The organism is Pseudoalteromonas sp. SG43-6 (assembly GCF_014164365.1).
GTDB classification, from domain to species: Bacteria; Pseudomonadota; Gammaproteobacteria; order Enterobacterales; family Alteromonadaceae; genus Pseudoalteromonas; species Pseudoalteromonas rhizosphaerae.
The window spans coordinates 20368-33542 of sequence record NZ_JACJEZ010000020.1 but is presented as its reverse complement, the minus strand read 5'-3'; the positions used below and the strand labels follow the sequence as shown (position 1 = coordinate 33542).

Annotated in this window: 12 protein-coding genes; 4 read left to right on the top strand and 8 right to left on the bottom strand. The window is 42.1% G+C overall.

Annotation, left to right across the window (positions count from 1 at the left end; translation table 11 throughout):
• Positions 1–12: 12 nt before the first annotated feature.
• Positions 13–2583 (top strand): M1 family metallopeptidase, encoded by a 2571-nt coding sequence (locus H5201_RS10275; protein WP_182767579.1) that lies wholly within the window; start codon positions 13–15, stop codon positions 2581–2583.
• 47 nt (positions 2584–2630) lie between these two features.
• Here the strand turns inward: H5201_RS10275 and H5201_RS10270 are convergent, their stop codons facing one another.
• On the bottom strand, positions 2631–2996 hold the full coding sequence (locus H5201_RS10270) for a hypothetical protein (RefSeq protein ID WP_145236916.1): 366 nt from the start codon (positions 2994–2996) through the stop codon (positions 2631–2633).
• A gap of 77 nt (positions 2997–3073) precedes the next feature.
• Positions 3074–3943, bottom strand: coding sequence for a hypothetical protein (locus tag H5201_RS10265; RefSeq protein WP_182739693.1), 870 nt, complete (start codon positions 3941–3943; stop codon positions 3074–3076).
• Positions 3944–4080: 137 nt separating this feature from the next.
• On the opposite strand from H5201_RS10265, the gene H5201_RS10260 reads away from it, so the two are divergent.
• From H5201_RS10260 to yjjG, 3 genes are all read left to right on the top strand, one after another.
• Positions 4081–4980: a phosphoribulokinase gene (locus H5201_RS10260; RefSeq protein WP_145236910.1), complete on the top strand. Its 900-nt coding sequence runs from the start codon at positions 4081–4083 to the stop codon at positions 4978–4980.
• A gap of 67 nt (positions 4981–5047) precedes the next feature.
• The gene (gene yjjX, locus H5201_RS10255) at positions 5048–5593 is read left to right on the top strand and encodes an inosine/xanthosine triphosphatase (RefSeq protein WP_145236907.1); all 546 of its coding nucleotides are present in this window, start codon (positions 5048–5050) and stop codon (positions 5591–5593) included.
• The gene (gene yjjG, locus H5201_RS10250; protein WP_145236903.1) at positions 5593–6267 is read left to right on the top strand and encodes a pyrimidine 5'-nucleotidase; all 675 of its coding nucleotides are present in this window, start codon (positions 5593–5595) and stop codon (positions 6265–6267) included. Before yjjX ends, yjjG begins: the two co-directional genes overlap by 1 nt.
• Positions 6268–6523: 256 nt before the next feature.
• Here yjjG and lpxC read toward each other — a convergent pair whose 3' ends face one another.
• From lpxC to murC, 6 genes are all read right to left on the bottom strand, one after another.
• Positions 6524–7435: a UDP-3-O-acyl-N-acetylglucosamine deacetylase gene (gene lpxC / locus H5201_RS10245; RefSeq protein WP_149980618.1), complete on the bottom strand. Its 912-nt coding sequence runs from the start codon at positions 7433–7435 to the stop codon at positions 6524–6526.
• Positions 7436–7538: 103 nt separating this feature from the next.
• Positions 7539–8783 carry a cell division protein FtsZ gene (ftsZ, locus tag H5201_RS10240; RefSeq protein ID WP_149980617.1) on the bottom strand — a complete coding sequence of 415 codons (1245 nt, stop codon included), beginning with the start codon at positions 8781–8783 and terminating at the stop codon, positions 7539–7541.
• 21 nt (positions 8784–8804) lie between these two features.
• Positions 8805–10037: a cell division protein FtsA gene (gene ftsA / locus H5201_RS10235; protein ID WP_145236894.1), complete on the bottom strand. Its 1233-nt coding sequence runs from the start codon at positions 10035–10037 to the stop codon at positions 8805–8807.
• A complete protein-coding gene (locus H5201_RS10230; RefSeq protein WP_145236891.1) occupies positions 10034–10813 on the bottom strand; it encodes a cell division protein FtsQ/DivIB in 780 nt (259 codons plus the stop codon). Before H5201_RS10230 ends, ftsA begins: the two co-directional genes overlap by 4 nt.
• Position 10814: 1 nt before the next feature.
• Complete coding sequence (locus H5201_RS10225; protein WP_182784518.1) at positions 10815–11735, bottom strand: D-alanine--D-alanine ligase; 921 nt, start codon at positions 11733–11735, stop codon at positions 10815–10817.
• Positions 11732–13171, bottom strand: coding sequence for a UDP-N-acetylmuramate--L-alanine ligase (murC, locus tag H5201_RS10220; protein WP_259397186.1), 1440 nt, complete (start codon positions 13169–13171; stop codon positions 11732–11734). The genes H5201_RS10225 and murC overlap by 4 nt, the downstream gene beginning before the upstream one ends.
• Positions 13172–13175 lie beyond the last annotated feature (4 nt).

The following is a 13175-nucleotide window of genomic DNA, read 5'->3' as shown; positions in this document are numbered from 1 at the left end:
TCAGGGATATCTATGTTTATTAAAAGCCTACTCACACTCAGTGTGGCCGTTGCAGTAAGTTCAGCTCATGCTAATGAGTTTGTCCTAGAAAAGCTCGCAAAACCAAGTTCTCAACACGTATCTTTAACGCTTGATCCAGCTCAAGAAACCTTTAGCGGCATGACCGAAATCGCCCTTGAAGTACTTAAGCCAACTAACTATATCGAGCTTAATGGTGTTGCTTACGCAACGCAAATGGCCAAACTGCTTGGGGCAGAAAACTGTGACTTAAGTGCTGAAATGCTAAAAACAGGTAAAGTAAAATTTAGCTGCGATGAGCAAATTCAACCAGGTAAATACACGCTTAAAGTCGACTTCACTGCCCCCTATAATCGCCAAAGTGTTGGCCTGTATAAAACCTTAGATCAGGGTGTGCCGTATTTATTTACCCAATTTGAAATGAGCGATGCCCGCCGCGCATTCCCTGTATTTGATGAACCAAGTTATAAAATTCCATTCCAATTAACGATTACAGCACCTAGCTCTCAAAAAGTGTATGCCAATACACCTGAGTTAAAAACGACCGTTAATGGCGATATGACCACTCACTTTTTTGATAAAACACCGCCAATTCCTTCATACTTAGTGGCTATGGCTGTCGGTCCATTTGAGGAGCGTGAAGTCAAAGGCATGCCAATTCCAGGCCGTGTGATCACGCCACAAGGTAAAATTCACTTAGGTGAATATGCCGAGCAAGCAATGCCAAAAGTATTGGCCGCGCTTGAAGGCTACTTTGGTATTCCTTATGTTTATAAAAAACTAGATTCAGTCGCTGTTCCTGAGTTTCCATTCGGTGCCATGGAAAACGCAGGCTTAGTTACCTACCGTGAAGATATTTTGCTGCTTGATTTGGCTACAGCGACTCGCAATAAAAAACAACGTAATGTATCTATCATCGCTCATGAACTTGCTCACCAGTGGTACGGTAACTTAGTAACCATGAAATGGTGGAATGACTTATGGCTAAATGAAGCGTTTGCAAGCTGGATGGCTGCTAAAATCACAGCCCAGCTTAACCCTGAATTTGAATCACATTTAGACCTGCCGCAAAATAACGTTATGGCGTTAGATGCTCGTTTAAGTACTAAGCCAATTCGTAAACCAATCAAAACCGAAGCCGATATTATGGACGGCCTAGGCTTAGCTTATAGCAAAGGCAGCTCGGTATTAGCTATGGTTGAAAACTGGATTGGCGAAGAGGCTTTCCAGCAGGGTATTCGCGCTTATTTAAAAGAGTTCTCGTATAAAAACGCCGAAGCAGCCGACTTATGGCAAGCCCTTGGTAAAGCATCAAATAAAGATGTGGCAGCGGTTTTAAAATCGTTTATCGAACAATCTTCATTCCCACTGATCAAAGTAACTCAGCAAGGTAAAACGATTACCATTAATCAAAGCCGCTTTACTAACGCGGGCGTTGATGCTCCTGCACAGCTTTGGAATGTGCCAGTTGCAATAAAATACGGTGCTGGCGATAAAGTTAAAACTGCCAATATATTACTAACTAAAGCCAATCAAACTGTTGAACTTGAATTTGAACCTGAGTGGATTTATCCTGATCAAGGCGCTTTAGGTTATTACCGCTGGGTGATGGATGACAAACAATTTGCTGCATTGATTGATAACGCCGCGCAGTCATTGACAGTACGAGAACGTTTAGCGTTATTGTCTGCCGCTGATGCATTACTAGATGCTGGTGTTATTTCTGCTGCACATTTAATGCAAACACTAGAAGTTTTTGTAAGCGATAAACACCCACGCGTTGCTAATACCGCTTTGGGTTATTTAGCCGCACAAAAGCGTACCTTTGAAGATGAAAGCAACCAAGACCTGTGGCCTGAATTTATTCGTAAAAGCATCATGCCTGCAGCTAAACAGTATGGTTTAACTGCAAAAGTAAATGAAGATGCTGCAATCTCGCAATTACGTACTCAAGTAGTTGCACGTTTAGGTTTTGATGGTGAAGATCAAAGTGTGATCAATACCGCCAAGGCACAAGCCCGTGTTTACTTAAATAACCCAGAAAAAGTTGATCCGTACCTTGCGTCAATCTACTTAAACTTAGCCGCATTCCATGGTGATAAAAACCTACTCGATGCGTATATAAATACCTTTAAAACTACCAAAGATCCGCAAGTGCGTACAAAAATGCTAGCGGCTATGAGTTACTTTGGCACGCCAGAGCTACAAACTAAGGTATTAAATTACAGCTTAACTGACGATGTCACTGCATCTGACATGCGTACGATTATGTCAGGACAGGCTTACACGAAAGCCCGTGAAGCTTTGTTTATTGAATGGATATACGCGAATTACGATAAGGTAGTTGCAAACTTGCCACCTTTCTTCGTACCTAACCTGCCTAACTTTACCACCTCAGGTTGTAGCGCCAGCAGCTTAGCAAAAACGCAAACTTTCTTTATGAGCAAAATTGCTGATGAGCCAGGTTATGCCCGTACCTTAAGCAAGCTTGAAGAAAGCGTAAATAATTGTATTGCACTCAAAGAACGTGAACTAGCTTCAGTTAATAGTTTCTTAAAACGTTAATTTGTACGGCAAGCCATTGGCTTGCCGTTTTTTATCAACAGCGTTATTTATCCATTGATAATTTTTACTAGCTGAGAAATAAACTCTTTTGCTCCTTCAACGCTGGTCATTTTAAAACCAATTCCATAATGGATTGGATTCGTGCTTTTAAAAATACGCGTTGGAAACCGTGTCATTTCACTACTATGAAAAAAACCGCTAATGCGGTTAACGCCTGCTATTTTATTAAAATCATCACTAAAGACTTCCAGTGCAGGACGAAGCACAAGCTTAGCTTGGCCACCTTCTATATGCAGATAAATTGCTTCTTTGGACTTAGGTAACATATATTCAGTGATATTCTTAATTCTAAAATTACTACGGCACTCTAATGCAATAAGTTGCTCGTTGATTTGCTCTGGACTAGCTGACATGGATATCCTTGATTTTCATTAAGCTCTTAGCTGTAAACTACAGCACAGCCAAGAACCTGCAAAGTTTTATATTATAGTTATTTAACGCATACAAAAGCGAGTTGATCATTTAAGTAGCTAATACGGGTAATATTGGTGTCACAGAAAGGCGTTAAATCAAGCCATAGAGAGACCTGTTCAGGGCTATTTAGCTGGCGCTGGTAAACACGATTATCGACCGCATAAATGACCGTATTAGCGTCTTTAAATGCGTAATCTTGTACCGTCTGCGGTAAACGAAAGAGGTCAGTGACGGTATTTTCTTGCGGATCATAACTTGCTAACCAGTGCTGCTGCGCTTTGCTATAACTAAATGTATAGGCAGCTAATGCATGGTTAAATGTCAACGTACGGCCAATATGCTCAGCAACCACTTTTGGCTTCGCTGCAGCAACCTGAGTATATTGTAAAGTATGTGGTTCGCCTAAAATAAACATCACCATATCATCTTTGGCGCCCCAGGCATGATAACCAACTGGCTCTATCCACTCAAAAATACGACTTGGTTTAACATTATCGTCAAACGGATATTGCCATAACTTTTGCTTACCATCCGCCTCGACTACGATAGCTGACAGTGCCTTACCATTAGGTGTTAAAGTCGGCGAGTATTCACTCACAGCAGTATTTGTTAAATTAGTTACTTGCTTATTGGTAAAATCATAAAAAGCTAGATCTGTTTGACTTTGCCCTTCACTTTGCACTTCTTGGGTAAAATAAATACCACCTTTGGTAAGTAAAGGCTGATTATTATAAACATCATTATTAGTGATACGGCTTACTTGTAACCCATATTCTGTGTTAAGTTTAGCAAGTAAAATTTCGCTTTTTGGCATCGCAGCTAAAACGCTATTAGGGGTAACTGCAAGGGTGGCAACAAAACTTAGCCAAGGTAAAGTCAATTTCATATCATTCTCTAATTATTTTTATCGCCCTTATAATAGCGCTATTTTATAGTTATTCCCAAGTCTGTTATTGATATGTCACTTGACCTACCCCCTTACTACGCCTTATAACTACAGAGCTACTTAAAACGAGAAAAATTATGTCAGCTAAACATCCTATTATTGCGATCACTGGTTCATCTGGTGCGGGTACTACCACCACGACAAGTGCTATTAAGCATATATTTCGTAGTCTTAATATTGAGGCCGCATTTATAGAGGGCGACAGTTTTCATCGCTATACTCGTCCTGAGATGGATAAAAAAGTTCGCGAAGCGCAGCAAGAAGGTAAACACATTAGTTACTTTGGTCGTGAAGCTAATGACTTTGCAGCCCTAGAAGGTTTGTTCAGCACCTATGGCGATACTGGAGCAGGTAAATTACGTCGTTATTTGCATACCTTTGACGAAGCCGTGCCATACAATCAACTACCAGGTACCTTTACTCCGTGGCAAGAACTGGAAAGTAGCACCGATATTTTATTCTACGAAGGACTGCATGGCGGTGTTGTCGATGAAGATCATGATGTAGCTAAGCATGTTGATTTACTAATTGGTATGGTGCCTATCATTAACCTTGAGTGGATCCAAAAGTTAATCCGCGACACCTCTGAACGTGGTCACTCTCGCGAAGCTGTTATGGGCTCAATTGTCCGCAGTATGGATGATTACATTAATCACATTACGCCACAGTTCTCACGAACTCACATAAACTTTCAGCGCGTGCCAACCGTTGACACCTCAAACCCATTTAGCGCAAAAGATATTCCGTCCCTTGATGAAAGCTTTGTAGTTATTCGTTTTAGAGGAATTGATGATGTTGATTTTCCGTATTACCTACGTATGATCGAAGGTAGCTTTATGTCGAGGATCAACACCTTAGTGGTCCCTGGTGGAAAAATGGGACTCGCTATGGAGTTAGTATTAACCCCACTTATCAAAGATATTATCCTTAAAAAGCGTGCGCTTGCCGAATTAGCCCCCGTTGATTTGCCTATTTAAGAAATACGCTTGCTGAAATATATAGCTTATGTAAACTGCTGACTTCATCATAAAAGGAGATGTCAGCATGACAGAGCCATTACGCATTCTCGTCGGTTCCAAAAATCCGGTAAAAATAAATGCTGCCCGCAGTATTTTCTCTCTCTATTACCCTAATATGACGATTGATTGTCAAGGAGTTGATGCACCTTCACAAGTACCTGATCAGCCAATAGGTGAAGATGAAACACGAATAGGCGCACAAAATCGTGTCTTGTATTGCCAACAGCATTACCAAGCTGATTTTTATGTTGCAATGGAAGGTGGTGCTGAGCAATTTAGCTACGGCCCCGCTACCTTTGCATTTGTAGTCGTTGCTGATAACCAACAACGTGCTATCGGTCGTAGTAGTAACCTTCCTTTACCCCCAAGCCTGTATAATGCGTTATTGCAAGGCAAAGAACTTGGCGATGTAATGGATAACGCATTTAATACTACCAATATCAAACAGCAAGGCGGTGCTATTGGTTTATTAACTAATCATCATGCCACCCGCGAAAGTACCTATACGCAAGCGCTGACACTCGCTATGGCGCCTTTTCTTCATCCCGCGCTTTACTCTAAGGAAGTTTAATGAAGTACACCCATGTTTTATTTGATGCCGACGAAACCTTATTTAGCTTTAATGCCTATGCAGGCTTAAAAAGAATGTTTGCAGTTTATGGCGTAGATTTTAATGACGCTGATTACAGTCATTATCAAGCAACAAATAAACCGTTGTGGCTTGAGTATCAAAACAATACTATTTCCGCTACTCACCTACAAGTCACTCGATTTAGTGAGTGGGCTAATAAGCTCAATGTTCCAGCTCAACAGCTTAATGATGATTTTTTAACTGCCATGGCTGAGATCTGCGAACCATTACCTGGCGCTATTGAACTGCTAAATAAACTAAAACCGCATGCTAAATTAGGCATTATCACTAATGGTTTTACCCAGCTGCAAGCACGTCGCTTAGAGCATACCGGATTAAAAGAGATGTTTGATTGTTTAGTTATCTCTGAGCAAGTGGGAATTGCAAAACCAGCCGCAGAAATTTTTTATCACACTTTTGAACTGTTAGGTAATCCACCAAAAGAACAGATCTTAATGGTCGGTGATACCGCAAGCAGTGATATCTTAGGTGGCCAAAATGCCGGGATTGATACCTGCTGGCTACAGCATCCCAACACAGTTCTGCCAGAAGGCATTGAACCAACATACCAAGTGACTGAGCTGGTACAGTTACAACAGTTGTTAGGATTGTAAAAAGGCTTAATACCAATCGACTTAAATATTTAACCATTCTAGCGAGCTAAATAAAGCGCTAACTGCGTTATAATTTTTTTAAGTAGAACAACTACATGTCAAAATTTACGCCTTGTTATCACTCCATTTATCTGTCGCTATAAATGGTCAGTAACTTAACACGATTGGTATAACATTAAAAAACTAAACTGCATTATTTAAACAAAAAATGACGCTAGATAGCGTCATTTTTTATAACTGTTTTAAGCGTTTGCGATTAAGCTGTGGCTACTTCTAAACCTGGTGCTGGCATGTATACTGGGGTATCAAATGTTGCCCATTCCCATGCTGACTCAGTCGCCATAATTTTACGAAGTAACTTATTGTTCAGGTCATGGCCTGATTTATAAGCTGTAATTTTTCCTAAAATGTTGTGGCCTGTCATAAACATGTCACCAACACAGTCTAGAATCTTATGCTTAACAAACTCATCGCTATAACGCAGGCCGTTAGGATTAAGTACTTTAAACTCATCCAATACCACGGCGTTATCCATGCTGCCACCTAAAGCTAGGTTATTAGCATGCATATATTCAATGTCTTTCATAAAGCCAAAAGTACGTGCACGGCTGATTTCTTCTGTAAAGCTTTGCGTAGTAATATCTAAACCGATACGTTGGCGGCTTTCATTGATTGCCGGATGATCGAAAGCAATTTCAAAGTCGATATGAAAACCATCATATGGTTCAATCTCGGCCCATTTATCACCTTCTTCAATACGTACTTTTTCTTTAATACGAATAAAGCGCTTAGCCGCATTCTGCTCTGCAATGCCGCCTTTTTGTAACAAATAAATGAATGGTAATGCACTACCATCCATTATTGGTACTTCTGAGCTATCTAATTCAACGATCAAATTATCGATACCCATTGCCGCTACCGCAGCAATAAGGTGCTCAGTCGTAGATAAGCGAACGCCATCTTTATTGGTTAAACAGGTACATAATTGCGTATCGCCAACGGCTTCAGGTGTTGTTTCAAAATCAACAACCGGATCAAGGTCGACACGACGAAATACTATCCCAGTATTTGCGCTCGCAGGTCGGAGAGTAATAGTGACCTTCTCACCTTTGTGAAGTCCAATTCCTATGGCTTTGACTATCTCTGCAATGGTACGCTGTTTAATCATAGCTTCGCTCACTTATAGTTACAGTTAGACCGCCGATTATATCACATATACGACCAGCTGCCAAATTCGTTCGCTTTTTAAACAAAAACAATTACCTTTTTGCTTAATCTGCTTGTTTTCTTAAAAATGCAGGGATGTCGAAATAATCGCCACCTTCTGATTTATCAGACTTTTTACCGCTATCATTAGTTTTAGATAAACCACTATTGCTTTGCGTTGTCTTGCTCGATTCATGCTTTTCAATCGCTGGAGCAGCAGTCATTTCATCGCCACTACCTTGGCTTGCAAAGCTTGGTACATACATACTGCTAGTTTGGTTTGTTGAACTGCTAACATCAGAACCTGACGCTTTTTTAAAGCCGTTATCGACAATACCAAACTGTGGACGACGATCGCCGCCTAAACCTGTAGCGACTACAGTTACACGTAGTTCATCAGTCATTTCAGGGTCAATAACCGCACCAACCACCACAGTCGCATTTTCAGATGCTAATGCTTTAACGTGATTACCAACAATTTCAAACTCTTCAATTGCGATATCCATACCTGCAGTGATGTTAACTAGGATGCCTTTCGCGCCAGTTAAATCAACGTCTTCAAGTAGTGGGCTTGAGATTGCAGCCTCTGCAGCTTCTTGCGCACGATCAGGACCCGATGCAGACGCTGTGCCCATCATCGCAGTACCCATGGCTGACATTACTGTACGTACGTCGGCGAAATCCACGTTAATCAAACCAGAACGAGTAATTAGTTCCGCAATACCTTGCACGGCACCAAATAATACATCATTTGCTTTAGCGAATGCGTCTAACAGTGTAGTCCCTTTACCTAAAACTTTAAGCAATTTATTGTTAGGAATTGTAATAAGTGAATCTACAATTTCTGACAATTCGTTAATACCTTGTTCAGCCGCTGCTGCGCGCTTTTTACCTTCAAAGTCAAACGGACGTGTCACTACAGCAACCGTTAAAATACCTAACTCTTTAGCAATTTTGGCAACCACAGGCGCAGCACCTGTGCCAGTACCACCGCCCATACCCGCTGCGATAAATACCATATCAGCACCTTCAAGGCTGGCACGAATAGTATCGGCGTCTTCTTCTGCTGATTTACGACCTACATCAGGGTTTGCACCCGCACCTAGCCCAGACGTGATCTGAGTACCTAGTTGCACAGTAATATCTGCTGATGAGTTACGTAATGCCTGAGCATCCGTATTAGCGGCAATAAAACGCACGCCTTCAATTTGTTGCTTAACCATGTGCTCAACAGCGTTACCGCCGCCGCCGCCCACGCCTATTACTTTTATAACAGCTTCTTCGCTGTGTTGTTCCATTATATCAAACATGTTTACTCTCCGACTTGAGTATTAAAACTCGCCTTGAAACCACTTCGTTATGCGGTTCCACCAATTATTATCGCCTTCAGGTTTCGATTTTTGTGCATTCATCGATTGCATTGTGCGGCCATATTGTAATAAGCCAACCGCCGTTGCATATGAAGGGTCATCTACATAATCTGTCAAACCAACTATCCCTATAGGTTTGCCTATTCTCACTGGCATCTGGAAAATGTCTTCAGCCACTTCCATCGCGCCAGCCATTTTAGCACTACCGCCAGTAATGACGAGTCCTGCTGCAATTTGGTCTGCTAATCCTGAACGATGAATTTCTTCCATCGCTAATTCAAATAATTCTCTAAAACGTGGCTCAACCACCTCAGATAAGGTATGACGCGACATTAACCGCGCTGGTCGCCCGCCTACACTAGGCACTTCAATAGTTTCTTCGCTGCTGGCCATTTGGCTACTTGCGCAGGCATATTGTACCTTGAGTGATTCAGCATGGGATATCGGTGTACGAAATATTTTTGCAATATCGCCAGTAACTTGGTTGCCCGCTACAGGAATAACTGCAGAGTGGCGCAACGCACCATTGATATAAATAGTGATATCCATCGTACCGCCACCGATATCAAGTACCGCAACACCAAGCTCTTTTTCGTCATCGGTTAATACCGAATAACACGACGCTAATGCGGTGAAAATCAGTTGGTCAACTTCAAGACCACAACGCTCAACACATTTTTCAATATTTTTCGCCATATCATTTGAGCAAGTTATGATGTGAGCACGGGCTTCCATTCGTACACCACTCATACCACGCGGGTTTTTAATCCCTTCTTGCATATCAATACTATATTCTTGCGGCAGTGCATGCAGCATTTTACGTTCGGCTGAAATAGGCACAGAGCGCGCAATATGAATAACATTTTCAATGTCTTCATCAGTCACTTCAGTATTATTAATTGCCACAACACCACTTTCGTTTTGGCACTGAATATGTTTACCTGAGATCCCCAAATACACGGAGCTAATACGGCAATCAGCCATAAGTTCAGCTTCATCGATTGCACGACGAATAGACTCCGACACCAAGTTAAGGTCGTTTACGCCGCCTTTATCCATACCATGGGACACTTGGCTGCCAACCCCAACAATGCTGAGTTTGTTATCTGCGGTGATTTCACCAACCGTGGCCACCACTTTTGAGGTGCCAACGTCTAATCCAATCACTAGGTTTCTTTCTGCTGACTTAGTCATGCCTTACTCTTATTTTGTAATTGCGCTTCTTCCAGGAGCTTCCAGCTCACCGCAAGGCCGGTATCATACCGTAAATCCACTACATCTACTTGTGCATCTGCACGTTTTTCCATCCGCGGGTAAACATCTATAAACCGTTGTACCCGTTTAGCTTTTTCTTTACGCCCTAATTTAAGGCGAATACCGTTATCGAGCCATAACTGCCATGAAAATCGCTCTGACAATGCCAGGCTGGTTAACTTTAAATTATTAACCTTAAGCATTTCATCAAACTGCTTGAAAGCTCCCCATGCTTCAAATTCACTGCCCTCAGGGCCATAAAGTTGTGGCAGCTCGTCACTGAGCTTCGCACTGCTAGCTTGAAACACTTCACCGCTTTGGTTAAGTAATAAATCACTGTTCCACACTGCGACAGCCTGATGCTCTACCACATACACTTGTAATGTATCTGGCCACTGCTTACGTACCGATGCAGTAGCCACCCAAGGTAAGTCTTGCACTAGACGTTGTATGTTTTTCACGTCTAAATCAAAAAAACTCGATAAGTCGGCTTTTTTAATCGCGCTAATAATCGCTTTTTCATCTGTGTATTGAGGTTTCCCCAACACCGCTAAATGCTTTATTTGCGCATCTTTATTTTCTACCAACCACTGTCTAACGCCGCTGGTGATTTGCACCAAACTGAAAACCACGATTAAAAAAAAGCTCACACCTAAAATTAGCGACCAATTTAGTTGCTGTTTTAATTGTTGCGCTTTTTCCAAAAAGGGATGCATATTAAAGCGTTTGCTCCAAAATGCGAACAACTAATTGCTCAAAGCTTGCACCATTTGCTTTAGCAGCCATTGGCACTAACGATTTTTCAGTCATTCCTGGTACTGTGTTTACTTCTAACAAATAAAAGTTACCGTCTGCATCTTGCATTGCATCAACACGACCCCAACCACTGGCACCCACTAGCTCAAATGCCGCTAAAGCCATTGCTTGTAAATGCGTGGTATCGCTAGCTGATAAGCCTGCTGGGCAATGATATTGCGTGGTATTTGACTGATACTTTGCTTGGTAATCATAAAAACCATTTGGGGTGGTCATTTCAATTACTGGCTGTACCTCATCGCCTAGTACAGTGATTGTAAATTCGCGCCCTGTTATCCACTGCTCAACCAGTACTTGGCTGTCAAACTTAAACGCTTCAGCTAAAGCAGCTTCAAGCTCTTGCGCATTATTTGCTTGCGCCATACCAATGCTAGAACCTTCGTGCGACGGTTTTACCATCACTTTTTTCAGTTCATTCATTATCGCTGTCGCATCAAAACCACGCTTGCTATCCACCACCGCATAAGGCGCAGTGCTCAAGCCCGCAGATTTAAATAAATGCTTACAACGTATTTTATCCATCGCCAATGCTGAGCCTAATACGTTACTGCCAGTGTATGGCAACCCCATAAACTCAAGTGCACCTTGAATAGTACCGTCTTCACCACCGCGACCATGCAGGGCGATAAATACTCGTTCAATGCCGAGTTCTTTTAATTGCCATAACGGTTGCTCTTTTGGATCAAAGCCAATGGCATCAATGCCCGCATTTTGTAATGCGTTCAATACCGCTTGGCCTGATTTTAGTGATACTTCGCGCTCAGCTGAGTGTCCACCAAACAACACTGCCACTTTGCCAAACTGTGTGTTTAATTGCGTCATACCTTTACCTGCTTAAGTTGCTCAATCGACAGCGATGTCGCCGCGAGTGTTTTTACTAATTGACCAATATTACCAGCACCTTGGGTTATAACTAAATCATTATCTTGTAACGTATCAGCTAATACTCCAGCTAGTTCAGAGCTACTTGCAACATGCAGTGGTTCTTTACCGCGTTGACGTAAGCTGCGACATAAACTTTTACTGTCTGCGCCAATAATTGGCTCTTCACCAGCGCCGTATACATCAAGCAATAATAACTGATCAACATCGGCTAACACTTTTACAAAGTCTTCATATAAATCACGAGTACGAGTAAAGCGATGTGGTTGATAAATCATTACTAAGCGTTTATCAGGCCAGCCTTGGCGAATTGCCGCTATAGTCGCTGCAACTTCTGAAGGGTGATGACCATAATCATCCACCAGCATTACTTTGCCACGTTCGTTTTCAAAATCGCCATAATGCTGAAAACGACGTCCGATACCTTCAAACTGTTGCAATGCTTCTAAAATCGCGTGATCAGCTATTTGTTGATCTTTTGCAACAGCAATCGCTGCAGTGGCGTTCAATGCATTATGTTTACCTGGCATATTTAAATGCACAGTTAATTCATCACCTTGCTTAGTGCGCACTTTAAACTGACTGGTATTTGCCGTTTGGCTAAAATCAGTCATGCGGTAATCGGCGTCGCTCGATTCACCATAAGTGATCACAGGACGGCCAAATCGCGGAATAAGCTCAGCTGCCACTTCTGAATCGATACACACCACAGCAAGGCCATAAAAAGGCAGGTTATGAATGAAATCTACATAAGTGTCTTTCATTTTTTCTAAGCTACCGCCGTAGGTATCCATGTGATCTTCTTCAATATTAGTGATCACCGATACCATAGGTTGCAAATGCAAGAATGACGCATCACTCTCATCAGCTTCAGCAATTAAAAAATCACTTTTACCGACTTTTGCGTTACTACCCGCACTATTAAGTAAACCACCAATAATAAAGGTTGGATCCAGCCCTGCTTGAGCATAAATACTCGCGATCAAACTAGTGGTGGTGGTTTTACCATGAGTACCAGCGATAGCAATACCGTGGCGAAAGCGCATTAGCTCGGCCAACATCTCGGCACGGCGCACAACCGGAATACGTGCCGCCTTAGCTGCAATTATCTCAGGGTTAGTTTCATCAATTGCACTTGAAACCACCACTACATTGGCATCTTTAACATTACTTTGATGATGGCCAATAAACACTTCAGCGCCAGCTTGGATCAAACGTTCGGTCATTGCACTATGGGCAATATCAGAGCCAGTAATACGATATCCTTCAAATGCGAGTACTTCGGCAATACCGCCCATTCCTGCGCCACCAATACCAATAAAGTGGATAGTGCTAATTCGGCGCATTGCCGGGCGAGTGCTCTTGTGTGTTGACATTTGT